Below are 24,984 nucleotides of genomic sequence, written 5' to 3'. Positions count from 1 at the left end.
TCAGGCGCGGCTGGCGCCGCTGATCTGTGCAATCCGGCGGCCACCGATGCCAAGCAGCAACCCGGCCGCGGCGAGCAGCGCCAGCAGCGGTGCGATCGGGATCGAGCCCGAAGGGGCACGCGGCACATAGGCCGGCATCCAGTCGAAGTCGGCGCGCGTGAACGGCCGGTCGGCGAACAGGTACGGATAGAAGAACTGCCGCAGCTCCCGGTGAAAGGCGGCGATGCTGTCCTGGTACGCGAACTGGCCGAATTGGTCGGTGTCGGCGATCCGATGCAGCACCCCCTGGGCGGCGACCCCGGGCAGCAGATAGCCGGCGCGCGCGCTCCAGCGCTCGCGCGCGATGAGGCTGGCGCGGTAGGCGGCAACGTCCCCGGCCACCGCCTCGTCGCCGACCTGGTGCATGGCGAAGTACCATTTCCAGTGGAAGCGGCCTTCGAACCCCTCGCGGCCGCGCCATTCGGGGTGGCGCGCGAAGAAGCGCTCGAACGTCTCTGCCTTGGGCACATCCCAGCCGTGATGAACGATCTCGCGTTGCGCCAGCGTCAGGTCGATGCCCTTGGCGGTCGGGATCGCCCGCGCGATCACCGCATTGGCGAGCGTTGGCAGGACCAGGGTCAGCAGGATCCAGCAGCCGATCAGCGATGCCGCTGCGGTGGCGGAGGCGCGCACGAGGCTGCCGACCAGCAGCGCGACGCCGAACCAGAAGGCGAGATAGAGCGCCGCGACCAGCAACATCGCCGCCGCGGGCCCAACCGGTGCCGCGGTGAGCGCCGCGCCGACGACGAACGGCAGCGCAACCGCGGCGAGCACCAGTGCGTAGCGCAGGCCCACGCGCCGCCGCCACAGCCCGCGGCCAGGCATCGACAGCAGCAGTCGCAACCGCCCGCCCTCCCGCTCGCCGGTGACGAGGTCGTGGGTCAGCGCGATCACGATCAGCGGCGCGAGATAGACCAGCACGAATGCCCAATCGAACACGCCCGGCAGCGCCAACTCCGCATTCACCGCCTCCGCATCATAGAGCTGCTGCTGCAGCCCGAGCGCGCGGACCCGCAGCACGAACGGCTGGATGTCGCGCTGGCCGATCGCGGCGAAGGCGAGCGGCGGCGGCGCGTCGTGGGTGAGGAGGAAGCTGTAATAGGCGGCGTAGCCCGCGTCCCCATCGGGCTTGCCGTGGGTGGCGGCGACCGCGGCGAAATCGCGCTGCTGCTCGGCGGCAACACGGGCGATCGTCGCTTCCTGCCGCGCCACCTGCGCGATGCCGGACCAGACGGCGAGCGCGGCGAGCAGCGCCAGCAACGCCAGCGAGACCACGCCCAGTCGCGAGCGCAGGATCAGGCGGAGTTCAGCGTGAAGGCGGCTCATCGTGCGATCCCCCCGATGCGGCGCGCGGCAAAGGCGGCGAGCAGCCCCAGCCCTGCCAGCCAGCCGAACAGCACCGCCAGGCTCCAGCCGATGGTGCCACGCTCGGCGGTGAGCGGTTCATAGGGTTGGTAAGCGAAGCGCGGCACGCGCTTCCAGTTCTCGGCCGAGACGCGCGGGTCTTCGCCGCCGATGTGCGGGATCAGCTCCGCCTGCATCCGGTTGAGCGTCTGGACGAAGCGATAGCGAAACCCCTCCGCCTGCTCGAGGAAATCGAGATGCGCGGCGAGGTCGCTGGCCGTCAGTGCCATCGACAGCTGCCGGATCGCGATCAGCGGGCTGACGGCGGCAAAGGCGTGGACGAAGCGGTTCTGCGTCGCCTCGCGCGCGGCGGTGTCGGCTGCGGCGCGCGCGTAGAGGGCGGTGCTCAGCCGCTCGCCCTCCATCCCCACCAGCCCGGCGTATTGCACGGGCAGGTCCTCGACCCGCGACACGCCGTAGCGTGCGAGCGTGCGCGCCTTGAACTCGGCGAAATAGGGATCGTCGGGGTCGTGGCTGTCGCCGATCTCGGCGAGGTCGCGGTGCAGCGCCACTTCGGTCTCGATCCGCGTCGGCAGCGTGGCGCGGCCCGCCGCCACCTCGGGCAAGGCCCGCGGCAACAGGATCACGCCCACCATCCACAGCCCGATCAGCACGGCCAGCGCATCGCGCGATCGCGACGCCAATGCGGAAACCACTACCGCGAGCAGCGCCCACAGCAACAGCCAGCTGGCATAGCCCAGCACCAGCAGCAGGGTCGTGCCCCAGCCTGCCGAGCCGGTGAGCGCAAAGCCGATCAGCACCGCAAACGCCGGCGCGCCCACTGCCAGCGCCACCGCGGCATGGCCGAGCAGCTTGCCCGCAAGCAGGGTGCGCCCGTCGGTCCCCTGCGCCAGCAGCAGCCGCAGCGTGCCGCGCTCGCGCTCGCGCGCGACGCTGGTGAAGGCGAGAAAGATCAGCAGCAGCGGTGCCAGCGTCTGGAGCACGAACGCCGGGGTGAGCTGCCCGAAGCGCAGCAGCAGCGACGATTGGCGCGCCTCCGCGAAATTGGCGCTGTTCTGGCGATGCCCCTCCAAGAAGAGCGTGTTGCCGGTATAGCTGTCGACGCCGGCGTCGAAGAAGGCGAGCGGGGCGATCGGGCGGAACACGAATTGCCCGTAATGCACCATGCGGTGCGGATGGCGGTCCGGCTGGCGGTCGAACTCCGCATCGGCGCTCGCCTGGTAGCGCGTCCGATCGGCCGCCATCCGCGCGCGACGCTCCAGGCTGACGACGCTCGCCACCAGCACGAGGGCGACCAGCAGCGCGGTCGCGATCACGCCGGCGCGGTTGCGCAGCAGCGCGCGCCACTCTTCGCGCGCGATCCGCAGCGTCGCACTCATGCCGGCACCTGCGGATGCGCGTAGCGGGCGTGCAGCGCGTTGAGATCGAAGCGGGTCTCACCAGCGGCGGCGACCCGCTCCTCCTCGATCCGGCCGTTGCTCAGGAAGCCGATGCGGTCGGCGATGTCGACCGCGCTCAGCAGATCGTGCGTCACCATCAGGATCGCGACGTCCCGCGCCCGCGCGGTGGCGAGCAGCCGGTTGAACTCCAGCGTCGCCTGCGGGTCGAGCCCCGAGGTCGGCTCGTCGAGCAGCAGCACCGGCACATGACGCGCGAGCGCCAGCGCGATCGCCACCTTCTGCCGCATGCCTTTCGAAAAACCGCTGACGCGCTTGTCCCAGGCGTGGCGCGGCAGCCCGACGGCATCCAGCGCGGGATCGATCACCGCCTCGCGACCCCGCTCCGCATCGGCCAGCGCAAGGAAATAGTCGACGTTCTCGCGCGCGGTCAGATGCTCGTAGAGCGCGACGCTCTCGGGCACATAGGCTAGCAACGCCCGTGCCTCGGCCGGCTGCGCCACCGGATCGACGCCGCAGATCCGCACCGTCCCCGCCGAGGGCGCGAGAAAGCCCAACAGCGCATTGAGCGTGGTCGACTTGCCCGCACCATTGCCGCCCAGCAGCGCGTAGATCTCGCCGCGCGCGACCATGAGGTCCAGGTCACGCAGCACCAGCCGGTCGCCATAGCTGTGGCGCACGCCACGAAGCGTGATCGCCATGTCGGATGCAGGGGTCGTGTCGGTCAACTCTCGGCCTCGCCTTTTCGATCTTGCGTTGCAGCATCCCGCCTCTATGAGACGGTGTAACATTACGCAACCCGCTGCGGCGGGCGGCATCAGCAACATTGGGGATAGCATGCGCATCTTTCGGACGGTGAAGCGGTTGGGCGCCTTCTGCGGCTCGGCATCGGCGATGGCGTTGTCCGCCACGTTTGTGCCGGCTGCCGCGCAGGAGCTGCCCGCCGAAGAACCGGCGGAAGCGCGCGAGCACGAACACAGCAGCGTCGACGACATCGTCGTGCTCGGCCGCCGCCGGATCGATCGGGTCAACGGCTCCGATGTGGTGACGGAGCGCATGTCGCAGGCGAGCATCGCACTCGATCGCGCGATCCTGGACGACTATGGCGTGCGCCGGCTGGCCGACGCCCTCGAACTCGTCAGCGGCATCTCGCAGCAGAACAACCTGGGCGGCCTGCGCGACAATTACGCGATCCGCGGCTTCCTCGGCACGCCGGACACCGGCGCGGAATATTTCGTCGACGGCTTCCTCGCCAACCGCGGCTTCGGCCCGCCGCGCGATCCCGCCAACGTCGAGCGCATCGAGGTGCTGAAGGGACCGGTCGGCGCCGTGTTCGGCTCGGTCGATCCCGCCGGCGTGGTCAACGTCGTGACCAAGAAACCGCAGTTCCGCACTGGCGGCAGCTTCACCGCCAGCGCCGGATCGTTCGACACCTATCGGCTGGAAGGCGACGTAGAATCGCTGCTCGACCCCAGCCTCGCGATCCGGCTGGTCGGCGCGATCGAGAACAGCGACGGCTTCCGCGACTATGTCGACCTGCGCCGCCGGCTGTTCGCACCGTCCGTCAGCTGGCGTCCGGCCGAGGGCACGACCCTCACCTACCAAGGCGAGTATATCGAGTTCCGCTCGCCGTTCGACCGCGGCATCCCGGCGATCGGCGACGATGCCGAGGCAGTGCCACGCGATCGCTTCGTGGGCGAACCCGGCGATGGGCGCGTCGCCTCCACCAACTGGCGGCATGAACTGACGCTGGAGCAGGCACTGGGGGGCGGCTGGTCTCTGGTCGGCGGTGGCGCCTACCGCGACGCCAGCATCTACGGCTATTCGAGCGAGGCCTCGACGCTGCTCCCGGACGGGACGGTCCGTCGCCAGCGCCGCCTGCGCGACTGGAACCTCACCGACTGGTCGGCGCGCGTGGAGATTCGCGGCACCGTCGAGGCGTTCGGCACCCACCGGCCGAGTGTCGGCGCAACCTTCTACGACCTCGACTTCGACACCTATCAGGAGCGTTTTCGCCCCACCGCGGCCGATCCCTACCCGATCAACGTGTTCGATCCGGTCTACGGCGGCACTGCCGGCCCGCTGGTGCCCTTCACCGTCACCAACGAGCGGCGGCGGGCGGTGGCGCTCTACGCACAGGACATGTGGGAGGCGACGGACACGCTGAGCGTCGTCGGCGGCATCCGCTACGAGCATCTCGATCAGCGCATCGACAATCTGCGTACCGGACAGCTCAGCCGGCTGAAGCGGGATCCCGTCGAGTTCCGCGCCGGCATCCGCTACCGCCCCGATCCCCGCTTCGCCTTCCACGCCAATTGGGGTGAAGGTTTCCGCCCCAATTCCAGCGTCGGACGCGATGGCAACGCCTTCGCACCCGAAACAGGCAAAGGATATGAAGTGGGCGCCAAGCTGGTGCTGCCCGCCTTCCGCGCGGGCCTGAGCTGGTTCAGCGTGTCCAAGCGCAACATCCTGGCCACCGATCCGGTCGACGTGAACTTCCTAGCCCCCGTCGGGCGCATCCGTTCGCGCGGCATTGAGCTGGACGGCGAGATCGACCTGGCGCCGGGCGTGCGGCTGATCGGCAACTATGCCTTCACCGATGCGGAGGCGCGCGACCCCGCCTTCGCCAGCGCCGACGTGCTCAACGTGCCGCGCCATTCGGGCACGCTGCAGCTGTTCGCGACACTGCCGGTGGCGGGCCGCGACCTCGATCTCAGCGCTGGCGGCACCTATGTCGGCCCGCGCGCGGCAGCGCTCGACGGCGGCGACCTGCGGCTCGACGGCTATCTCAAGGCAAAGGCGAGCGCGGCCTACCCGCTCACCGACCGGATCACCGCGCGCATCGAAGTCGACAACCTGTTCGACCAGACCTACGCGCAGAGCAGCTACAGTGCGCTGTGGATCTACCCGGGAGCTCCCCGCTCGGTGCTGGGATCGGTCACGATGCGGTTTTGAAGCACGGCGCGCGCGAAGCGCCGGCTTACCGAGCCCGCGCCGTGGATCGGTCCAGGATGGCGCGGCGCAACACCCGCGTCAGATCCTCGATCGAATAGGGCTTGTGCAACAGCTCGAAGCCGTGGCTCCCCTCCTGTGCCAGCACATGGCTGTACCCGCTGGTCAGGATCACGGGGAGGCCCGGCTCGCGGCGTCGGATCTCCAGCCCGAGTTCGACGCCGTTCATCCCCGGCATCACCACGTCCGAGAACACCGCGGCATAGTGCCGCGGGTTTTCGGCCAAGTGCCGCAGGGCGGCGTCGGCATTGGGCGCCCAGGTCGTCGTGAAACCGAGTTCGGCCAGGAGATCGGTCGAGAACGCCCCGACCTGCTCATTGTCCTCGACGACCAGGATGTGCCCCCTCCCCTGCGCCTCTTCGCGCAACTGGGCCACCGTTGCCTCACCCACCTCCGCGGGAACGCGCGGGAGGAACATGGTGAAGGTGCTTCCCTCCCCGACCACGCTCTCCACCGCCACTTCGCCTCCCGATTGTTTGGCGAAACCATAGACCTGGCTGAGCCCCAGCCCGGTGCCCTTGCCGACCTCCTTGGTCGTGAAGAACGGTTCGAAGATCTGGGCCAGCTTCTCGGCGTCGATGCCGCTGCCGCTGTCGGACACCCGCACGGCGACGAAGTCACCGGTGCTGGCACGGTGGCCCCGTACCGGAGGAATGCTGCTCGTCGGCTCGATCTCGATCCTCAGTTCGCCGACGTCTTTCATGGCATCGCGCGCATTCACCGCCATGTTGACGAGCGCGGTCTCGAACTGGCTGGGATCCGCCTCGACATAGCAGACGTCGCAATCCGTGTTGACCGCGAGGGTCACCCCGGCCCCGACCACCGTCGCGAGCATGTCCCGGATGCCTTCGATGCGGTGCCCGACGTTGAACACTTCCGGCTTGAGCGCCTGGCGCCGGGAGAATGCCAGCAGCTGGCTGGTGAGTTTCGCCGCGCGATCGGCGGTATCGGCGATGGCCTGGATGTACCGCGCCTTCTTCTCCTCCGGGAGCGTGGGACGACGCAGCATCTCGGCCGCGCCACGGATCACGGTCAGGAGGTTGTTGAAGTCGTGCGCAACCCCGCCGGTGAGCTGGCCGATCGCCTCCAGCTTCTGGCTCTGGCGCAGCGTATCCTCGATCTTCATGCGGGCGGCGACTTCCTCCAGCACCCGGTGCTCCAGCGTCTCGTTGAGCTGGCGCAGGACCGCTTCCGCCTGCTTGTGCGGCGTTAGGTCGTGCATGGCGCCGACCATCCGGCGCGCCTGCCCTGTCTCGTCGCGAAGCACCGTGCCCCGGTCGAGTACCTCGGCATGGCTGCCGTCCTTGCGTTCGAACCGATATTGCGCCGCCCAGCCCTTGTCCCGGCCGGCGATCGCGCGCTCGATGCTGCTGACGACCCGGTCGCGATCCTCAGGGTGGATCTTGCTCTTCCACCAGCGCCCGGTTTCTTCGAGGTCGCCGGGCCCATAGGCGAACATCGTGCCCATCGCCTCGGACCAGCGGAGGTGATCGGTCTGGAGGTTCCAGTCCCAGATGACGTCGTTCGTCGCCTGGGCGGCGAGCCGATAGCGCTGTTCGGTTTCCCGGAGCACGTCTTCGGCCATGCGACGATCGGATTCGTCCCGGCCGATCTTCAGGAAGCCGATCTCCTCGCCAGCGGCGCTCCGCAGTAGGTTCGACGAGCCGTTGATGAACACCCGGCTGCCGTCCTTGCGTAGGTGCCAGCGAACGTTTGCAGCGGATCGGGCGCGTCTTGCCGTCTCCGCCTCCTGGGCAGGAATGCCTGCCTCGCGGTCTTCGGGGGTGAAGAGGATGTCGACCAGTTCGCCGAGGACCTCGGCGGCGTCATAGCCAAAGGTCTTTGCGGCTCCCGGCGACCAGCTGGTGATCCGCCGGTCGGGGCTCAGCGTCATGATGGCATAGTCGGTGGCCGAATCGACGATCAGCCGCAGCCTCTGCTCGCGATCGCGGACCGCTTCTTCCGCTTCCCGGCGTTCGGTCACGTCGAGGACGAATTCGACCACCTCCTCCGCGCTGACCCGGCGCGGCGCGAACAAGCCCCACCAGCGGGTACCGTCCTTGCGAAAATACTGCTTCTCGTACGGGATCGCCTCACCGACCGTGTTCACCTGGTGAACGGCCCATTCGGACGCGGGCCAGAACTCCGGTGGCGTAAGCTCCTGCCATGTCAGCCCCAGCGCTTCCTCGCGCGTGAAGCCCGTCATGCGCAGGAACGCATCGTTCACCCGGGTGAGCCCGAAGTCCGGCCCCCAATAGATGATGCCTACGGTTTTGATCTCGAAGCTGCTCTTCAGCCGACGCTCGGCAAGAACCCGATCGGTGACGTCGGATCCCTGCACGAAGATGCCGATCACGTCGCCGCCGGGGTCCCGGACCGGCTGAAGCAGCAGGTCCAGGATCCGCTCGTCCGACGCCCCGGGAACGCCGGACTGGATCGGCAGCCGCGCATCCGTGATCCGGATCGGCTCGCCCGTTCGAAAGGCTTCGTCCAGCCGGTTCACTCCCGTCGCGGAAAAGGCTTGCGGAAGGACCTCTGCCGCGATGCGTCCGACGATCGGCGCGTCGCCGAAAAGCCGCTGGAACGCCGGGTTGGCGAGGACGATGCGGTGGTTCGGTTCCCGCAGCAGCGCCATCATGCTGGGCGCCTGTTCGAACATCTGCGCCAGGCGCTCGCGCTCGTCCCCCTGCGTGGGTCCCGGGTCGGGAGGAGTGTCGCGCGCGTCCATGATCAGGAAACGCGCGTGGCGACGTAAGTTGCCGTCCTGCCACGCGTTTGTCTAAACCGCCGCGGATCCTTCCGACCCGCCCGGCACGCGCATGCCTTCGGCGCCGGTGATGGCTGCGGAGTAGGCAGCCTTGGCGCGGCCGGCTCACCGCTTCGAAGACGGAGCGGCAGCCTCCAGTCAGGGGAAATCTCAGGACCAGCTTGGGCTTATCCTGATGGTTCCGAACCGCGCACGAGGCGATTTTCTTTTCCGTAGTTCTAAGATCCCAACGGAGCGGTCATGCGCGGCAGCAGGCTCGATATTCTGGTTGCTTTGCCAAAGAGTGTAAGCACCAGAGAGATCGACACCGGCGCCGATGCTTCTGTCGACTATGCCAATCCAGACACCAAACAATCAAGTCACGGACACGACTCAGGTTCGACGCTCATCTTCAGTATTTTGAAGGGACTTTCCGCCTCGCCAACTTCAGGACGGCAGCAGTCGAACCAGATTCCGCGACAGACCTCCGTCATGCTCAACGGGTTAGGCGCGCTTTTGGCAAACTCAACCCTTCATACGTCGGCCAAAGGAGTTTGATCATCATGCGACGATCGTCAGCCATCGCCTATGTTCTTGCCTTTGCGTCGGCCACACCGGCCTATGCTCAGGTGAACCAGGACACCGGATCCCTCGATGTTCGCCTGATCGTCGAGGAAGCATGTGAAATCTCCTGGCCCGGCAGTACGATCGGCGGGGGTGACGCGGAACTGGATTTCGGAACCACATCCCGGATCGACGCGGCAATCGACCGGGAGATTGGTACCGGAACGGTCGGCGGCATCGAAATACGCTGCAATGCAGGCACGACGTACGACGTCGCGTTCGGCACGGGCGAGAACTCCGCCAACGTCGATAACCGGGCGATGCGGGGTGCGGTGAACACCGCTCAGTTGATCCCCTACCAGATCTACAGCGACGCCGCGCGAACCAACGTTCTTTCGACGATCTCCGTAACCGCCAACGGCGCCTACCAGCCGCTTCCCATCTACGGTCGGGTGCCCCCTTTGACTCCGGCGCCACCCGCCGACCGCTATACCGACAACGTCATCGTAACAGTCAGCTTTTGAAGGAGATCGCGATGTACGTGCGTTTGTCCGTCGCCCTTGCGGCTCTTCTCACCGTCCCGAGCACCGCCGCGCCGCAAGCATCCCTTCGGGTGGAACCGCTGCGTGTCGCGGTAAGCGCGCCATCACAGGCATCCGCGATCACGCTCCAGAATACCAGCGCCGACAAGATCGGCGTCCAGATGCGCGTGTTCGAATGGTCGCAGACGAACGGGACCGATACGCTCAAGCCCACCACGGATGTGGTCGTGAGCCCGCCGGCGACGACGATCCCCAGCGGCGCTTCCTATACCGTCCGGATCGCGCGCACGGCGGGCGCGGTGGCAAGCGGCGAGAAAAGCTATCGGCTCTGGGTGGATGAACTGCCCGCCACGGGGCGGGAAGGTCCCGCGGCGCGCACGGTCGACATTCGCATCCGATACGACCTGCCGGTCTTCTTCGGCGCAGCGAACGCCTCCCCCAAACTTTCCTGGAAGGCCTATCGCTCGGGCGGCCGCCTGATCGTGGAAGCGACGAACACTGGCACGGGTCACGCGCGCGTCGAAGCGCTGAGCGTGGGGAACGTGTCGTTTGGAAGCGGTCTCAACGGGTATGTTCTACCCGGAACGATGCGGCGGTGGACGTCGGGGGCCAATGCCTCGCTTCCCCCGGCCAACGCCAACCTGACACTTGTGGCCGAAGTTGGCGACCGTGAAGTCCGCACGCCGATCGCGGTCGCGAGCAACTGACCTGTGCCTCTTGCCCGCGCTGATGGTGGCGACTGCTGGCGTGAGCTGGACTCCCGTACCAGCACGCGCGCAGTCGAATCCTCAGGCGGGCATTGCACTCATTCTTGAGGCTCGGGTGAACGGCGTGCGGTCTCGCTTGCTGTGGGAGTTCGTCCAGCTTCCCGACGGAACGCTCGCGGCAACGGCCGAACGCCTGCGGAGCCTCGGGCTGAAAGTTCCGGCTGCGCCCTCTCCGGCAGATCTCGTTCGCCTGGATGACCTGCCGGGCGTCACCTACCGCTATGTCGAAGGCGCGCAATCGGTAGAGATCGACGCGACCGACGCCGCGGTCATTCCGATGGTGCTGGATGTGGGGATCGCCCCCCGGAACATCGATCTGGACAAGCTTAGCCGCAACACCGGCGCCCTGCTCAACTATGGCGTCTATGCCGATCTTGGTGACGACAGCCAGGCATCGGCGCAATATGACCTGCGCATCCTCACCCGCCTGGGGGTCGCGACGACGACCGGATATGCCACTCTCGCCGCAGACGGCAGGGACAAGATCGATCACACGCGCCTCGACACCTACTGGCGCATGGTCGATGTGAGAACAGCGATCGCGCTGACGCTCGGCGACACGATCGGGGGCGTGGGCGAGATGACGACCGCCTATCGGCTTGCCGGCATCCAGATCCAGCGCGATTTCGAATCCCGGCCCGATCTGATCACCACCGCGCTCCCGATGCTGAGCGGATCGGCGGCGGTCCCGTCCACGATCGACCTGTATCTGAACGGGTTGCGCTACTATTCGGGCTCGGTGGGCCGCGGCCCCTTCCAGTTTCGTTCGTTGCCCAGCATGGGCGGCGGCGCGACCGCGACGGTGGTGCTGACGGATGCGATGGGACGCGAAACGACCATCAGCAAGCAATTGTTCTTCGTTCCCCGCCTGTTGCCGAAGGGGAAGCTGGATTTCTCGGTCGAGGCCGGCCTTCCCCGGCTGAACTACGGCGCCAAATCCTTCGATTACGCGTCCCGCATCGCGGGCTCCGGAAGCGTCCGATATGGCGTTTCCGACGCATTCACCGTGCGGAGCCATCTTGAGGGCATGGGCGGGCACGTCCTCGCGGGCGTGGGCGGCACGGTACGAGTGGGCGGCTTCGGGGCGATTTCTGCGGGCGCCTCGGCAAGCCGCTTCCGGAAGCACACCGGCACGCGCTTGTTGCTGGAAGCGCAGGCCCGCCTGCTGGGCATCGACCTGTTCGGTGGGATCGAACGTTCGGACGCCCACTACCAGACGCTCGTGGGGGCAACCGCCCTCCATGCCGCACGACGGGCGGGCCCGCTGGGCGATCCCGACCCGAGCCTGCCACCAGATCTGCTGCCGACACCAGACGACGATCCGTTGCTCGTGGCCTTCGCGCGCAGGATCGAACGCGCGGGCGCGAGTTTCTCGATCGCCGGCACGGGGGTGAACCTGGCCTACACCCGGGTGAAACTCGTGAAGCAGGATCTGCGCGTCGCGAACTTCTCCGCGCAACGCGGGTTCGGGTCGAACGTGTCGCTGTGGGTCAATGGGTACAAGGACTTCGGGGACGACAGGAGATATGGCGTTGCCCTGGGGCTGAGCGTGGCCCTTGGCCGGCGCAGCACGGCATCGGCGAACGTCGCGCACTCGGACGATGCGACGCGGATTTCGTCGCGTCTCTCCTACAACACCGGCTACGGCGAAGGTTCCTGGAACGTCAATCTATCCAGCCAGGAGGTCGTCTCCGGCGTCGGAACCGACTACCGCGCCGCCGACGTCCGGTATCGAGGACATCACGCCATCGTCGGCGGGGGGATCGACAACTTCGGCAACAGGACGCAGGTCAACGGCTTCATCGAAGGATCGATCGTCGCGATGGGCGGCGTGTTCCTGGCGCCGACGGTCGACCGGAGCTTCGCCGTGGTCCGTGGCGCCGGTCCCAACACGCCGCTGCTGGTCGATTCGCGGAAGGTCGGACATACCGATGCGCGCGGCCGTGCGCTGTTGCCGTCGCTGCGCTCGCTGGCGGTCAACCGCATCGAGATAGACCCGACCAACCTCCCGCTCGATCTGAGCGCCGCCCGAACCGAAATCGAGGTCGTCCCCGACGATCGGGCCGGGGTCATCGTCGACTTCGCCGTTCGTCGCGAGGCATCGGCCGTGGTCATTCTGATCGACGGCGCGGGTCGGCCGCTGGCGCTGGGTTCGGTGCTGACGGTGGAGGGCGTGGGCGACCCGATCGTGGTCGGGCACGATGGCCGTGTATTCCTCACCGGGCTGGCCGAACACAATCGTCTCCTCATCCAGCGGGCGGACGGGGGCGAATGCCGCGCAAGCTTCGACTTCCTGCCGATCGCGGGGAACTTGCCGCAAGTCGGGCCACTGGTATGCCAATGATCCGTTCGCTTCCTGGCCGTTCCGGACGCCATGCCCCTGCCATCCTGATGCTGCTGGCTGCCTTGGTGGCGCTGCTTGCTTTGCTGGCGCCGCAGCCGGCGAAGGCGAATACCGTCTGTTCGCTCACCACCCAGCCGGCGACGCTCGATTTCGGCAGTTCGCTCACCGCCAGCGGGGATGTCCGCTACACCTGCCGGAGTTTCGACCCGACGCCCAGGACCTTCACCATCTGCATCGGCATCGGCAATCCAAGCTACCCGGGAACAGCCGACCAGCCCAAGCTCCTGAACGGTGCGAACACGCTCGATTTCAACGTGTATGTCGATCCTGCCGCTACCATAGTCTGGTCCAAGACGCTGCCGATCGCGCAATCCGTCACGGTCGCAGCGGGGGGCACGATCAGCGGTGTGCTGACGTTCTACGGCCGAATACCGGCCGGGCAGCCGTCCCCCGTCGGAACGTACCAGGGCTTTTTCTTCAACACCGTTTTGGGGTTTCTGGCCGCAGGATCGCAGACCTGCGTCTCTCAGCTGAATGACCTCAACGGACTGGACTTCAGCATCAACATCACGGCCAACCTTGTCGAGGCGTGCAACCTGGGCATCATCGAAGCCGTGGATTTCGGCGCGCCCGCGGGCTTCTGGACGGAAGTGGACGCGGTCGGCTCCGTACAGGTGACATGTCCAGCCGGGACCAGCTGGGCGCTGAGTTTCGATGGCGGGCAGTCTCCCGATGGAAGCGAACGTCGCATGCGAAGCGCGGGCGGCGATCATGTACCCTACCGACTCTATCGTGACAGTGCCCGATCGCAGCTCATCCCGATCGACGGGACGATTGCCGGGACGGGAATCGGCGCCGTGCAGTCCAACCCCGTCTACGGCCGCGTGACCATGCCGATGCCCCCGCCGGTAGGAAGCTATGCCGATGCGGTGACCGTGGTCCTGCACTTCTAGTCGCCGGAACCGAAACGGCTTCTCGGGGTCGCCGACGCCGCGTGGGCGCCTTCGCCTCCGTCCTCCCTCACTTGACCCGCGCGTTCGCACGCCGGGTCAATCCTGGGGTTGCAACCCCAAGGCGACCCGATCTGCTGTTGCCGCGGCGAGTTCAGCGCGGGCTGCAGCGATCCGCGCCTGCGCGTCGATCAGGCGTACGCGGGCGTCGTTGGCGGTGTCCTCACGCTGGTTCACCAGGAAGAAGTCGCTCGATCCGAGCGCGAACCGCCGTCGCTCGCCTTCCGCCAGGCGCTCGGCCAGGACCCGTTCCTGTTCGGCGGCTTCCGCCAGTCGTTCGGCTGCGCCCAGCGCAATGGTGATCCCCTCCACCTCCACCGCGACCTGGTCGCGCAGGAACCTGCCGCGCGCGTTAAGGGCGTCCATTTCCGCCCGGGCTTCGGCGACGCGCCCCTTGGCGGCGCGGTTCTGAAGCGGGACGGAGAAGCGGAAGCCGACGATCGCCTCCAGCGGGGTGCGGCTGGAGCCCCCGAGCCCTTCCGGTCCCACATCCTTGCCCAGCTCGCCGCGCAGGTCGAGGCGGGGCTTGAGCTCGTTCTCGGCCTGCGCCAGCCGCAACAGCGACTGGTCGATGCGCGCCAGCACCGTCTGAATGTCGGGGCGGCGCGCGGCGAGCGCGTCCGCCTCGACGGACGCCACCGATGCTACGCCCCCCAGTGCGTCGGCATCGGCCGGAAGCCGCTCGGCCCCGACCACCAGAGGCTCGCCGTTCTCGTCACGCAGATAGAGCGACAGCGCGTTTGCCGCCGTCTGGAAATCGCCTTCGGCCCGCACCACCAGCGCCCGGCGTCGCACCAGATTCTGCTCGTTTTCCGTGAGCAGGATCTGTGGCCGGGCACCCAGTTCGACCTGTCGCGCGATCGCTCCCCGCCGGCTTTCCGTCAGGGCGAGAAGATCGCGATACGCACGCAGCCGGAGGCCGGTGGCCACCCAGTTCTGATAGGCGTCGATCGTCCTTCGCTGCACGCCGATGGCGACGGCATTCGCCTCGAAGCGGGCAAGGCCCAGATCGCCTGCGGCCAGCGTGCGGCGAGTACGGCGTTCGTCCACCAGACGGTCGCGCAACAAGGCATACAGCACACCGACCTTTAGCTCGCCGGCTCGGTTGGTGTAATATTGGTCCTCGTAGACGGGGAAGCTGCCGCGCGACACGCGGTAGTTGCCATAGGCATAGCCGCCGTTGTCGGTGAACGGGCGGGTTGCACGGCCCTCAACCACGCTTCCGTCGTAATAGCCGAGCGCGCGCGACCGGCCGTCCACGTCGAACACCGTGTCGAACGCACCTTCGGCGGCGAGCGCCCGGCCTTCCGCCTGGCGGATGCGGGCGAGCTGCTCCACGATCTGCGGTGCGGCGCGCGCGGATATGCGCAGCACCTCGGCAAGTGTCAGCGGCGCGGCTGCGACATCGGCCGTAGTAGGCGGGGTCTGCGCGCTCGCGGTGCACGGCGCCAGGCACAGCAGTACGGCCAGTCCGACGCGCACGATCATTTTGCCTTGCCCGCCTTCAATGCCGCCTTGGCTTCGTCTTCCTTGGGCGCGCCGCCCTTCGCTACGGCCTCTTGCGATTGTCCGAAATCGAGCGGGAAGTCGTTGAGCTGACGCCAAAGCTCATACCCTACCGACACGGTTTCCCCCTGGATCCAGCCCTGGACCTTGCCGCCGAGCCGCACGAACCGGCGATCGGGCCATGCCGGCTTGCCGGGCACCGGCTCGACCAGGATGCGGAACATGCCGGACGCCGAAGCCGTCGGGTCGAGCGAGCGTACCCTGCCGTCGAACAGTCCGTGCGCGACCGCGGGCCAGCCGCTGAACTGGATGGCCGGCCAGCCTTCGAACTCGAGCCGCACCGGCCGGCCGGGCTGGATCAGCGGAACGTCGCGCCCGTCGACGAACAGCTCCACCGCCCGCTCCACCCGCTCCGGCGCGACGACCGCCAGCACGGTTCCGGCCGAGACCAGCGCCCCGCCGGCGGCGGCATTGATGCTCTGGATGCGTCCGTCGCGCGGTGCGCGAACCAGCTGCGCCGACTGCCGGTTGAGCTGGACGTCGATGCGGTTGAGCTTGGCGCGCGATTCCGCAAGCTTGGCCGCACCATCGGCGACCTTGATCTGCGCCTGTTCGTAGTCGCGTCGCGATCCCAGTCCTTCGGCCAGCAGCTGACCGCTGCGGCCCACGTCGATGGCGGCAACGGATTGCGCCTGACGCACTGCCGCGATCTCCGCCTCCACCTGGGCGCGTTCGGCGGCAAGGCGGGAAAGAAGGTTGGGATCGAGGTCGACCACCCGCGCGATCGGATCGCCAGCGGCGACATGCTGGCCGTCATGGACGTACCAGCGCTCGACCCGCCCGCCCACGAGGGCGGACACTTCCTGCGCGCGATCGCCGGGATCGAGCGCGGCAACCTGGCCTTGGCCCTGCGCGGTTTGCACCCAAGGCACGGCGAACAGGATGAACACCGATACGCAGATCCCGATGGTCACCATCCAGGCGAGCGCAACCAGCATGCGCGGTGGGCGCTGCCGTGCGAGCGTTCCGAAGTGCGAAAGATGTTCAGGACGATAGGGCATCGGCCTCCTCCCCATGGGCAAGGTGGTCCTGGAGATCGCGAAGCGTGGCGAAGCGCTGCTGATGCTTGGAGCCGAGATGGAACCAGCCATCCAGCGCCAGGTCCTCCGGACGGCCGCTGAACAGCAGCGTGGTGGTGCCGCGCGCCTTCAGCATCCGCAGCACGCTCGCCAGCCGACCGGGCGGTAGCAGGTCGTAGAGCTGCCCGAGCATCAGCAGCCGGGGCGCGACCAACAAGGCATTGGCGAGCTTGAGCGCCATCATCGCGCCCAGCCCGAGCGGATAGCCGGTCGAGGCGAGCGGCGTGTCCAATCCCTCCGGAAGCCGCGCGATCCGTTGCTGGAGCCCCACCGCCGCCAGTGCCTCCTGCATCCGGACGGCAGACACGTCGCTCGCGGCGAGCGACAGATACTGGCGGATCGTCACCTCCGCGATGGTGGGCCGGTCGAGCACCAGCACCTGCGAGCGCAGCAGATACATGTCGAGGGCTTCCAGATCGGCGCCCCCGATCAGCACCAGCCCCTGTTCGGGCTGGACATAGCGTTTCAGCAGCATCGCGAGCCTGCGTTCCGCCTCCGGCTCGGCCACCACCACGAGCTGTTCGCCGGCATCGACCGCAAAGTCGAAGCGTACATTCTCGAACGCCACGTCCATGAGCCTGAGCGCACCGTCGCCGGGAGCGCCTGCCTCCCCTACCGGCGGACGCTCCTGAGGAAGCGCGAACAGCAGCGACAGCTCCTCCGAACCGGCCACCAGATCGTAGAAGATGTCGAGGTAGTAGCCGAGCTGCGAGATGCCGTAGAACACGCCCGATAGGATCAGCTCGGCCGCGACCAGCTGGCCGACCGACAGCTCGTTCCTGAGGATCAGGTTGCCGCCCAGCGCCAGCAACGCGGCGCTGGCGAATGCGTAGATCAGCAGGAAGCTCAGCGTCTGCGCGAACGTGTACCGGAACAGGCGGCGGTGCGCGCCGACATAGGCGGCGGTCATCGCCTCGGACCGGTCCATGGCGAAGCCGAGGTGCCGGCTTGACTTGTAGAATCCGTTGGAGCTGCCCACGCTTTCCAGCCAGCGCGCCGTGTCGTGCTTGGCATGGCTCAGCGCGACCGACCCGGTGATCGCCCCGCGCTGCCAGATCAGCCAGACCAGCAGCACTGCGATCACCAACACGACGTTGAAGGCGAGAAAAAAGGGGTGGTAGAAGCTCGTCACCACCAGCCCGACGACCGCCTGCAGCAGGATGGTGAACGCGCCGATCACGAGGCCGGGCACCGCCTTTTGAACAACGGTGAGGTCGAAGTAGCGATTGAACAGGTCACCGCGGCCAGCGTCGCCGAAGAACGGGTTCTGCGCGTGCACGGCACGCACGGTAACCTCCGCCACCACCCGGGCGAACACGCGTCGTTCGAACGCCGCCATCAGGTACACGCGCGCCGCGCTCAGCGTCGCGACCATCAGCAGCAGCAGCAGCAGCACGCCGGACAGCGACCACAAGGGCGCGGGCATGGCGATGTTGGCGACACTGTTGATGAGCAACTGGACCGAGATCGGCGTCGCCAGCGACAGCAGGCTGATCGCGATCGTGTACACGATGCCCAGCCGCACATAGGCGGTGTCGGGTCCGACAATCTCCGAGATCCAGGCGATCGCCTGCCTGAAGCCAATCCGTTTGCCCGCCGCCACTTACGCCTCGCACCGCTGCTGCCTGGGCCGGCCCCATTCCGGGAAAGCCCCCAGGGAGGCAAGGCGGAGCCGTCTATGCAGCCCATAGGACCTGCCTATCAAAATTCTGGAAATGCTGGCATCGGTCGGCAGCCAATCGCGGAAACCGCCATGCCCACCCTTCGTCAGCTTCAGTACCTGGTGGCGATCGCCGATACCGGGTCCTTCGTTCAGGCCGCCCGATCGGTGCGGGTCAGCCAGCCGAGCCTCAGCCAGCAGATCAAGGCGCTGGAAGCGCGCCTGAACGTCTCGCTGTTCGATCGCGCGGCGGGTGGCGCCATCCTCACCCCGATCGGCCGAAGCATCGTTGCCCGGGCGCGGCAGGTGCTGGGCGAAGTGCGCGATATCGAGACGCTGGCGGCGGGGGCCGCGGGCGGCATAACCGGCACGCTTCGCCTGGGCACCACGCCGACGCTAGGCCCGTACCTCCTCTCGCCGATCATCGCGGACCTGCACCGCGCGGCACCGGGCCTGCGCCTGTACGTGCGCGAAGGCATTCCCGACCGGCAGGCGCTCGAACTCTCCCGCGGGGATCTCGACGCCTTGCTGGGGCCGTTGCCGATCATGGGGGAGGATCTGGTGGTGGAGCCGTTGTTCCGCGAACCCCTGCATCTCGTGTCCGCCGTCGACGCCGACATTGCGGCGGCCGGCACTGTCGATCGGGCGGTGCTGTCTGGGCAGACCCTGCTGTCCCTCGACACGCGCCACCATCTTCACCGTCAGGTCGCCGGCATCGCGGAGGAATTCGGATTGGCGCTCAGCCGTGACTATGAAGGCACCAGCCTCGACAGCCTTCACCAGATGGTCGCGAGCGGCCTAGGACTGTCGGTCCTGCCGGGGCTGTACCTGTCGTCCGACGTCGGCGGATCCGCGGGACTCGCCGTTCTGGACGTGGCCGGCTGGAACGCCCACCGCTCAATTGCGCTGGCGTGGCGAAGGTCGTCGGTCATGGACCAGGCCTTCCGGCTCATCGCCGATCATGTGCAGCGTGCCGCAGGGATGTGGTCCACGCCGCAATCGGCGTAGGAGCCTTGGAAAACAGCTGCGCTTGGCCTGCCGTATCCCCCCCGTCCTCTTAGCGCGATGGTTGCGACAGGAAGCCGATCAGCGCCTTCAACGCGGGCGCGATGTGTCGACCCTTGGGAAAGTACAGCTGCCACCCCGGAAACGTCGGGCACCAATCGTCGAGCACCCGCAGCAGCCGTCCGGTGGCGAGATGATCGGCGACCGTCGCTTCGGTCAGATAGGCTAGGCCAGCGCCGTCCAGCGTCGCCGCGATCAACAGGTCCGGGTCGTTGGAGGCAAGAGGGCCGTCGAGGGACAGTGCCACCGTTTCGCTGCCCCGAACGAACTCCCACGGCAGCAGTCGGCCGCTGAACGGCTGGCGGTAGTTGAGCCAGCGAAAGCGGTGAAGATCGTCGGGCGAGCCGGGTATGCCGTGGGCCGCAAGATACGCGGGCGAACCCACGACGACGCCGCGCAGCGATCCGCTCACCGGAACCGCATCCATGTCCCGCCGTACCTGATCGGCCAGGCGGATGCCGGCGTCGAACCCATCCGCAACGCTGTCCACCAGAGCGTCGTCGACGGTCACCTCCAGGCGGATCTTGGGGAAGCTGGCCAGAAAAGAGCCCAGGATGGGAGCCAGAACCATCTGCGCGGCGACGCGCGGTACGGTCAGGCGCACCAGTCCGGACGGTGCAGCAGCGCCGGTGGCGATCTCCTGCACGGCGCCCTTGATATCGGCGAAAGCGGGCGCCACTCGATCGTGCAGGCGCTGCCCGGCTTCCGTCAGGGAGACGCTGCGGGTCGTTCGGTTGACGAGCCTGGCGCCGAGCCTTGCTTCCAACGCCCTTACCGTATGGCTGATTGCGGAAGGGGACACCGCCAGCGCATCGGCCGCGCGACGGAAGCTGCGCTCGCGCGCGACGGCGAGAAACGCCGCCAACTCTGCATATTCCACCCCGCGCATTGCTGTTCCCTGTTCAGGAGTGTGTTGCTGAAAGAGTCAATTGTTTCGGTCACGACATCAACGATCTTGTGCGCGGACAAAGGAGATCGGCATGACGAACCCCAACATCGGCAGGCTGGCAGGTAAGGTTGCCCTGGTGACGGGCGCTGGCAGCGGCATCGGAAGGACAGCCGCGATTCTGTTCGCGCGGGAAGGCGCGGCGGTCGCCTTGGCAGGGCGGCGCGAAGCTCCGTTGGTCGAAGTGGCGGAGGCGATCGAGCATGCAGGGGGTCGGGCGGTGGCACTGCCGACCGACGTTTCGGATGAGCAGGCCGTCGAGCGGCTGATTGCAGACGTGGAGAACAGGCTGGGGCCGCTCGATGCGGCCTTCAACAACGCCGGCACGTTGGGCGCGTACAAACCCATCGTCGAGATGACCGTCGAGGATTTCGACACTGTCATCGCCACCAACCTGCGCGGCGTATGGCTGTTGGCTCGTACAGAGATCAGGGCCATGATTGCGTCCGGACGTCGGGGCAGCATCGTGAACACATCGTCCTTCGTCGCCGAGGCGGCGACGCCGGGCATGTCAGCCTATGCCCCCAGCAAGGCCGGCCTGGACGCACTCGCACGCGCGCTTGCGCTTGAGGTGGGCCCGCAGGGTATTCGGGTAAACAACGTCGCACCGGGCGTGATCCGCACACCCATGTCGGCGGGCCTGAGCGCTGAAACATATCGCGCGCTTGCAGACCAGGCTGCCCTCAAGCGCCTCGGCGAACCAGAGGACGTGGCGGCGGTCGCCGTCTGGCTCTGCACCGCGGAAGCCGGTTTCGTCACCGGCCAGACGATCCTGAGCGATGGGGGGTTCGCGATACCAGGTCTGCGTTAGCCGATGATCCCCTACAACGGGGGTCGGTCAGGCCGTCCGGTTTCGTGATCATCCTGGAAAACGCTGGCCGCAGCCCTCCACCTCAACCTCCCGGGAACTGCCGGGGCAGATCGAACGACCGCCAGCCAATCGGCTGCCGAGATCGGCGCCTGCGGGAAATCTCGGTGACGGCGTTTGCCAGAACGCCAATATCGAAGTGGGTGCCGAAGTGGGCAAAACCCGGTTCGCGGATACCTCAGGATCGATCAGTTCTGGCGGAGACGGAGGGATTCGAACCCTCGGTACCAGTAATCCCGGTACGGCGGTTTAGCAAACCGCTGGTTTCAGCCACTCACCCACGTCTCCGGGAACCGGCCTTGAGGGCGCGGCTATAGCCAGCATGCGAGCAGGGATCAACTGGGGTCGCATCGCTTTTCGAGCGCGTGTAGGACTCGGGTCGTCGCGTCATTCATTGCAGCGTAAGCGGCAGGCGCGGATAGAGGATAGAACTGAATTCTCCGGGGGAGTGGCATGCGTAGGTTTTGGCTGATGCTGGGAAGCGTTGCGGTGGCGATGGCCACGCCCGCGGCCGCGCAGATGCGCACTGTCGATCCCAATGAGGCAATCGATAGCGATCTCGATTCGGCACCCCGGGCCCAACAAGCCGCGCCGGCTGCCGAGCCGGACCCCGCAGTCGCGCCGCAGGCGGACTATTCCGCCCAGCAGGCGCCCTCCGCGTCCACGGCCGCCCACGCCCCGGCGGCCCCCGGCGCCACCATGGCATCGGCGGACACCTACAAGCGCGACGACCTGATCGACGCCGCCGAGGGGGTGTTCGGCAAGGGCGCCGAGGGCCTGGCCGGCCTGCTCGAGAACATCCTCAAGGATCAGGGTGAGCCCAACGCCTATATTGCGGGCCGCGAGGCGGCCGGCGCGTTCGTCGTCGGCCTGCGCTACGGCTCCGGCGTGATGAGCCACCGGGTGGAGGGCCAGCGGCCGGTCTATTGGACGGGCCCGTCGGTCGGGTTCGACGTGGGCGGCGACGCGACCAAGGTGTTCGTGCTGGTCTACAACCTCTATGATTCGCAGGAACTCTACAATCGCTTCCCGCAGGCGGAAGGACGCGCCTATTTCGTCGGCGGGTTCTCGGCGAGCTACCTGCGCCGCGGGGACGTGGTGCTGATCCCGGTGCGCCTCGGCGTGGGTTGGCGGCTCGGCGCCAACATCGGCTATATGAAGTTCACCGAAAAATCGAAGTGGATGCCCTTCTGATCGGAGCCGTCGAGGCTTGAAGGCCGCGGGACACGCCCGCGGCCGCTCCGTTCAGCCTCGGCTCGCTCAGCCGAAGTCCACCGCCTCGAAGTGCAGCGGCGCGCCGATTGCCTGTGAGGCGAGTTGCCCCTCCCACATCACCTGCTGGCCCCGGATGATCGTGCCGATGGGCTTGCCCGTCAGCGTCATGCCGGTGAACGGGGACCAGCCCGCACGTGACGCCAGCCAGGGCTCCTCCACCGTCCAGCGCTTCTTCAGGTCCACGATCGTGAAGTCGGCGTCGTAGCCGACCGCGATGCGCCCCTTGCGGACCAGGCCGAAGAGGCGCTGCGGACCTGCGCTCGTCATGTCGATCAGGCGTTGCAGCGCGAGCCTGCCGGCCGCCACATGGTCCAGCATCAGCGGCAGCAAGGTCTGCACGCCCGGCATGCCGCTGGGGCTCGCGGGATAGGGCTTGGCCTTTTCCTCCAGCGTATGCGGCGCATGATCGGAACCGATCACGTCGGGCACGCCCTGGTTCAGCCAATACCAAAGGCCGTCGCGGTGTGCGCCGGATCGGATCGGCGGGTTCATCTGCGCATGGGTGCCCAGCCGCGGATAGGCCTCCTCACCCGCCAGCGTCAGGTGCTGCGGCGTGACCTCGCAAGAGGCGACGTCCTTGTTCTGCCCCAGCAGCTCGAGCTCTGCAGGGGTGGTGACGTGCAGCACATGGATCCGCCGGCCCGCCTCCCGCGCCAGCCGCAGGATGCGACGCGTCGCGATCATCGCGCTTTCGTCGTCCCGCCACACCGGATGAGACCGCGGATCGCCTGCCACCCGCTCGCCGGCGCGCGCGTTCATGCGATCCTCGTCCTCGGCATGGATTGCGACGCGGCGGTGGCCGGAGCGCAGGACGCGGAGCAGGTTCGAATCATCGTCGACCAGCAGGTTGCCCGTCGAAGATCCCATGAAGATCTTCACCCCCGCCGTGCCAGGGAGCCGTTCCAGCTCCGCCAGCTGCTCGGCATTCGCTGCCGTCGCCCCGACGTAGAACGCGTGGTCGCACCACATGCGGTCCTTGGCACGCGCGAGCTTGTCCGCGATCGCCTCGGCACTGTCGGTGTTGGGGTTGGTGTTCGGCATCTCGAACACCGCGGTCACGCCGCCCAGCACGGCCGCGCGGCTGCCGCTTTCCAGATCCTCCTTGTGGACGAGGCCGGGCTCGCGGAAATGCACCTGGGTGTCGATCACGCCCGGCAGGACGTCGAGGCCGGTACAGTCGATCACTGCCCCCGCATCACCCTGCCCGCCGATCTGCGCCACACGGCCCTCGCGGACCCAAAGGTCCTGCGCGGCAGGTCCGCCGGGCAGGTGAACGGTGCCGCCTGCCAGTTTGAGGTCAAAGCTTGCCACGGTCGCCCTTTCGTCTGCTGCACCGCCTCCCTACCTTGCCGGTATGACGGAAACCAGACCTGGCACTTGGCTTGCCGACCGTGCGTTGCTCCGCGTCGGCGGGGCGGAAGCGCGTCCCTTCCTCCAGGGGCTGGTGACGCAGGACGTCGGCACCGTAACTCCTCAAACGCCACGCTGGTCCGGGCTGCTGACGCCGCAGGGCAAGGCGCTCTTCGACTTCATCCTGTGGGATGATGGCGATGCCGTGCTGATCGACTGCGAGGCGGCGCAGGCAGAGGCGCTGGCCCGGCGGCTGATGCTGTACCGGTTGCGCCGCCCGGTCACGATCGAGCCGGTCGCCGATGGCGTTCATTGGAGCCCGGATGGGGAGCAGGGAGTTGCGGACCCGCGCCTTGCGGAGCTTGGTCGCCGCTGGCTGGCGCCAGCAGCCGCGCCGGCCGGAGGCTGGCTTGCGCACCGGCTCGCACTGGGCGTGACGGAGGGCGTCGCCGAACTGGGGCAAGACAAGACGCTGTGGCTCGAGTGCAACGCACGAGAGCTCGGGGGCGTCAGCTTCACCAAAGGCTGCTACGTCGGGCAGGAGAACACGGCGCGGATGCACCACCGGTCCAAGGTCAACCGTCGCCTGGTGGTTGCCCCCATCGGCGAGGCGGGCGATCGCACGCGGGCGATCTATCCGGAACTGGCGTTGATGGTGGAGCATCGACGCGTTGACGCCTTGGGCGACGCGATCGTGCCCGCTTGGCTCGCCAACGCCCTTGCTGCCGACGACAAAGCGAGCGCCGCACTGTAGCACGCGACCGCCGGGCGATCCTGGGCGCTGGCTGGCGCTCAGCGCCACGGCAAGTTCAAAAGCGATGCGTCGTGGCACGGCGGCGACTGCGCGCCAGCGCCTGATCGTCAGCGCTCAGGTGTCCGCGTCGGGCTGAGCCGTGCCTGGACGCAGCGACGTGGACGTCGCGACATGCCCCACGCGTGTTTGCCTGGACGCTGCCGTTCGCGTTTGCGCAAAGAAAAAGGGAGGCCGGTTGCCCGACCTCCCCAATTTCCATTCGACCAGAGGGTCGAACTTACATGCCCGAACCCGGACCGTAGGTGATTTCCACGCGACGGTTCTGGAGTTCGCGCACGCCGTCGGCGGTCTCGACGCGCGGGCGGCTCTCGCCGAACGCTTCCGAGGAGATCACGCCACCCGGGATACCGCGACCCTCGAGGTACGCACGGACCGAGTCCGCACGGCGCTGCGAGAGGCCGACGTTGTACGAGGCTGCGCCCGAACGGTCGGCGTGACCGGCCAGCATGACCTGCGCGTTGCCGCACGACTGGTAGTTCGAGATGGCGTTGTCGAGGATGCCAGCCGCTTCCGGCGTGATGTCCGACTTGTCCCACTCGAAGAACACGATGTACGGCCCCGGGGTGCACACCGTC

Annotated in this window: 20 protein-coding genes and 1 tRNA gene; 10 read left to right on the top strand and 11 right to left on the bottom strand. The window is 67.5% G+C overall.

Annotated features, from left to right (window positions below):
- From MHZ35_RS07285 to MHZ35_RS07275, 3 genes are read right to left on the bottom strand one after another with little or no spacing between them, the layout of a single operon-like run.
- A complete protein-coding gene (locus MHZ35_RS07285) occupies window positions 1-1,365 on the bottom strand; it encodes an ABC transporter permease (RefSeq protein ID WP_239435010.1) in 1,365 nt (454 codons plus the stop codon).
- Window positions 1,362-2,783 carry an ABC transporter permease gene (locus tag MHZ35_RS07280; RefSeq protein WP_239435009.1) on the bottom strand — a complete coding sequence of 474 codons (1,422 nt, stop codon included), beginning with the start codon at window positions 2,781-2,783 and terminating at the stop codon, window positions 1,362-1,364. The genes MHZ35_RS07285 and MHZ35_RS07280 overlap by 4 nt, the downstream gene beginning before the upstream one ends.
- Window positions 2,780-3,502 carry an ABC transporter ATP-binding protein gene (locus tag MHZ35_RS07275; protein WP_239435079.1) on the bottom strand — a complete coding sequence of 241 codons (723 nt, stop codon included), beginning with the start codon at window positions 3,500-3,502 and terminating at the stop codon, window positions 2,780-2,782. Before MHZ35_RS07275 ends, MHZ35_RS07280 begins: the two co-directional genes overlap by 4 nt.
- 136 nt (window positions 3,503-3,638) lie before the next feature.
- Here MHZ35_RS07275 and MHZ35_RS07270 point away from each other — a divergent pair, with 136 nt between their 5' ends.
- The gene (locus MHZ35_RS07270) at window positions 3,639-5,756 is read left to right on the top strand and encodes a TonB-dependent siderophore receptor (RefSeq protein WP_239435008.1); all 2,118 of its coding nucleotides are present in this window, start codon (window positions 3,639-3,641) and stop codon (window positions 5,754-5,756) included.
- A gap of 25 nt (window positions 5,757-5,781) precedes the next feature.
- On the opposite strand, the gene MHZ35_RS07265 is transcribed toward MHZ35_RS07270, so the two are convergent.
- Window positions 5,782-8,541: a PAS domain-containing hybrid sensor histidine kinase/response regulator gene (locus tag MHZ35_RS07265; protein ID WP_239435007.1), complete on the bottom strand. Its 2,760-nt coding sequence runs from the start codon at window positions 8,539-8,541 to the stop codon at window positions 5,782-5,784.
- 279 nt (window positions 8,542-8,820) lie between these two features.
- Between MHZ35_RS07265 and MHZ35_RS07260 the strand changes: the two genes are divergently transcribed.
- The 5 genes from MHZ35_RS07260 to MHZ35_RS07240 all read left to right on the top strand — a co-directional run bounded on the left by MHZ35_RS07260 (window position 8,821) and on the right by MHZ35_RS07240 (window position 13,729).
- Complete coding sequence (locus MHZ35_RS07260; RefSeq protein ID WP_239435006.1) at window positions 8,821-9,117, top strand: hypothetical protein; 297 nt, start codon at window positions 8,821-8,823, stop codon at window positions 9,115-9,117.
- A 71-nt stretch (window positions 9,118-9,188) separates the two neighbouring features.
- On the top strand, window positions 9,189-9,647 hold the full coding sequence (locus MHZ35_RS07255; protein WP_239435005.1) for a Csu type fimbrial protein: 459 nt from the start codon (window positions 9,189-9,191) through the stop codon (window positions 9,645-9,647).
- Window positions 9,644-10,372 carry a fimbrial biogenesis chaperone gene (locus MHZ35_RS07250; protein WP_239435004.1) on the top strand — a complete coding sequence of 243 codons (729 nt, stop codon included), beginning with the start codon at window positions 9,644-9,646 and terminating at the stop codon, window positions 10,370-10,372. Before MHZ35_RS07255 ends, MHZ35_RS07250 begins: the two co-directional genes overlap by 4 nt.
- Window positions 10,373-10,496: 124 nt before the next feature.
- Entirely contained in the window at window positions 10,497-12,776 is a 2,280-nt protein-coding gene (locus MHZ35_RS07245; protein ID WP_239435003.1) for a fimbria/pilus outer membrane usher protein, read from the top strand.
- Between the two features lie 47 nt (window positions 12,777-12,823).
- Window positions 12,824-13,729, top strand: coding sequence for a Csu type fimbrial protein (locus MHZ35_RS07240; RefSeq protein ID WP_239435002.1), 906 nt, complete (start codon window positions 12,824-12,826; stop codon window positions 13,727-13,729).
- A gap of 96 nt (window positions 13,730-13,825) precedes the next feature.
- Here MHZ35_RS07240 and MHZ35_RS07235 read toward each other — a convergent pair whose 3' ends face one another.
- Genes MHZ35_RS07235 through MHZ35_RS07225 form a run of 3 tightly spaced genes read right to left on the bottom strand, consistent with a single transcriptional unit; the run spans window position 13,826 to window position 18,034 of the window.
- Window positions 13,826-15,274 carry a TolC family protein gene (locus MHZ35_RS07235; protein WP_239435001.1) on the bottom strand — a complete coding sequence of 483 codons (1,449 nt, stop codon included), beginning with the start codon at window positions 15,272-15,274 and terminating at the stop codon, window positions 13,826-13,828.
- Window positions 15,271-16,353 carry an efflux RND transporter periplasmic adaptor subunit gene (locus MHZ35_RS07230; RefSeq protein ID WP_239435000.1) on the bottom strand — a complete coding sequence of 361 codons (1,083 nt, stop codon included), beginning with the start codon at window positions 16,351-16,353 and terminating at the stop codon, window positions 15,271-15,273. The genes MHZ35_RS07235 and MHZ35_RS07230 overlap by 4 nt, the downstream gene beginning before the upstream one ends.
- The gene (locus tag MHZ35_RS07225; protein WP_239434999.1) at window positions 16,337-18,034 is read right to left on the bottom strand and encodes an ABC transporter ATP-binding protein; all 1,698 of its coding nucleotides are present in this window, start codon (window positions 18,032-18,034) and stop codon (window positions 16,337-16,339) included. Before MHZ35_RS07225 ends, MHZ35_RS07230 begins: the two co-directional genes overlap by 17 nt.
- A 150-nt stretch (window positions 18,035-18,184) precedes the next feature.
- Between MHZ35_RS07225 and MHZ35_RS07220 the strand changes: the two genes are divergently transcribed.
- Window positions 18,185-19,099: a hydrogen peroxide-inducible genes activator gene (locus MHZ35_RS07220; protein ID WP_239434998.1), complete on the top strand. Its 915-nt coding sequence runs from the start codon at window positions 18,185-18,187 to the stop codon at window positions 19,097-19,099.
- A 49-nt stretch (window positions 19,100-19,148) separates the two neighbouring features.
- On the opposite strand, the gene MHZ35_RS07215 is transcribed toward MHZ35_RS07220, so the two are convergent.
- Window positions 19,149-20,045 carry a LysR family transcriptional regulator gene (locus MHZ35_RS07215; RefSeq protein ID WP_239434997.1) on the bottom strand — a complete coding sequence of 299 codons (897 nt, stop codon included), beginning with the start codon at window positions 20,043-20,045 and terminating at the stop codon, window positions 19,149-19,151.
- 91 nt (window positions 20,046-20,136) lie between these two features.
- Here MHZ35_RS07215 and MHZ35_RS07210 point away from each other — a divergent pair, with 91 nt between their 5' ends.
- Window positions 20,137-20,913: an SDR family NAD(P)-dependent oxidoreductase gene (locus MHZ35_RS07210; RefSeq protein ID WP_239434996.1), complete on the top strand. Its 777-nt coding sequence runs from the start codon at window positions 20,137-20,139 to the stop codon at window positions 20,911-20,913.
- Between the two features lie 252 nt (window positions 20,914-21,165).
- On the opposite strand, the gene MHZ35_RS07205 is transcribed toward MHZ35_RS07210, so the two are convergent.
- Window positions 21,166-21,258, bottom strand: a tRNA-Ser gene (locus tag MHZ35_RS07205).
- Between the two features lie 165 nt (window positions 21,259-21,423).
- Between MHZ35_RS07205 and MHZ35_RS07200 the strand changes: the two genes are divergently transcribed.
- Window positions 21,424-22,164, top strand: a complete 741-nt coding sequence (locus MHZ35_RS07200; protein ID WP_239434995.1) for a DUF1134 domain-containing protein — start codon at window positions 21,424-21,426, stop codon at window positions 22,162-22,164.
- A gap of 66 nt (window positions 22,165-22,230) precedes the next feature.
- Here the strand turns inward: MHZ35_RS07200 and MHZ35_RS07195 are convergent, their stop codons facing one another.
- The gene (locus MHZ35_RS07195) at window positions 22,231-23,556 is read right to left on the bottom strand and encodes a dihydroorotase (protein ID WP_239434994.1); all 1,326 of its coding nucleotides are present in this window, start codon (window positions 23,554-23,556) and stop codon (window positions 22,231-22,233) included.
- 43 nt (window positions 23,557-23,599) lie between these two features.
- On the opposite strand from MHZ35_RS07195, the gene ygfZ reads away from it, so the two are divergent.
- The gene (gene ygfZ / locus MHZ35_RS07190; protein ID WP_239434993.1) at window positions 23,600-24,349 is read left to right on the top strand and encodes a CAF17-like 4Fe-4S cluster assembly/insertion protein YgfZ; all 750 of its coding nucleotides are present in this window, start codon (window positions 23,600-23,602) and stop codon (window positions 24,347-24,349) included.
- A 277-nt stretch (window positions 24,350-24,626) separates the two neighbouring features.
- Here ygfZ and MHZ35_RS07185 read toward each other — a convergent pair.
- Window positions 24,627-24,984, bottom strand: a 358-nt coding sequence (locus MHZ35_RS07185) for an OmpA family protein (protein WP_239434992.1), incomplete at its 5' end; no start/stop codon positions are given.

Origin of the sequence: Sphingomonas sp. ACRSK, assembly GCF_022346685.1 — a bacterium.
Lineage (GTDB): Bacteria > Pseudomonadota > Alphaproteobacteria > Sphingomonadales > Sphingomonadaceae > Sphingomonas > Sphingomonas molluscorum.
Note: the sequence above shows the minus strand (reverse complement) of the source record. Positions and strands in the feature narration are given on the sequence as shown.

Excerpts from the sequence above, each read along its gene's own strand:
- MHZ35_RS07200 (WP_239434995.1), top strand. The coding sequence starts at position 21,424 with ATGCGTAGGTTTTGGCTGATGCTGGGAAGCGTTGCGGTGGCGATGGCC.
- MHZ35_RS07210 (WP_239434996.1), top strand. The coding sequence starts at position 20,137 with ATGACGAACCCCAACATCGGCAGGCTGGCAGGTAAGGTTGCCCTGGTG.
- MHZ35_RS07265 (WP_239435007.1), bottom strand. The coding sequence starts at position 8,541 with ATGGACGCGCGCGACACTCCTCCCGACCCGGGACCCACGCAGGGGGAC.
- MHZ35_RS07240 (WP_239435002.1), top strand. The coding sequence starts at position 12,824 with ATGCTGCTGGCTGCCTTGGTGGCGCTGCTTGCTTTGCTGGCGCCGCAG.
- MHZ35_RS07270 (WP_239435008.1), top strand. The coding sequence starts at position 3,639 with ATGCGCATCTTTCGGACGGTGAAGCGGTTGGGCGCCTTCTGCGGCTCG.
- MHZ35_RS07260 (WP_239435006.1), top strand. The coding sequence starts at position 8,821 with ATGCGCGGCAGCAGGCTCGATATTCTGGTTGCTTTGCCAAAGAGTGTA.
- ygfZ (WP_239434993.1), top strand. The coding sequence starts at position 23,600 with ATGACGGAAACCAGACCTGGCACTTGGCTTGCCGACCGTGCGTTGCTC.
- MHZ35_RS07275 (WP_239435079.1), bottom strand. The coding sequence starts at position 3,502 with ATGGCGATCACGCTTCGTGGCGTGCGCCACAGCTATGGCGACCGGCTG.
- MHZ35_RS07235 (WP_239435001.1), bottom strand. The coding sequence starts at position 15,274 with ATGATCGTGCGCGTCGGACTGGCCGTACTGCTGTGCCTGGCGCCGTGC.
- MHZ35_RS07285 (WP_239435010.1), bottom strand. The coding sequence starts at position 1,365 with ATGAGCCGCCTTCACGCTGAACTCCGCCTGATCCTGCGCTCGCGACTG.
- MHZ35_RS07215 (WP_239434997.1), bottom strand. The coding sequence starts at position 20,045 with ATGCGCGGGGTGGAATATGCAGAGTTGGCGGCGTTTCTCGCCGTCGCG.
- MHZ35_RS07230 (WP_239435000.1), bottom strand. The coding sequence starts at position 16,353 with ATGCCCTATCGTCCTGAACATCTTTCGCACTTCGGAACGCTCGCACGG.
- MHZ35_RS07220 (WP_239434998.1), top strand. The coding sequence starts at position 18,185 with ATGCCCACCCTTCGTCAGCTTCAGTACCTGGTGGCGATCGCCGATACC.
- MHZ35_RS07280 (WP_239435009.1), bottom strand. The coding sequence starts at position 2,783 with ATGAGTGCGACGCTGCGGATCGCGCGCGAAGAGTGGCGCGCGCTGCTG.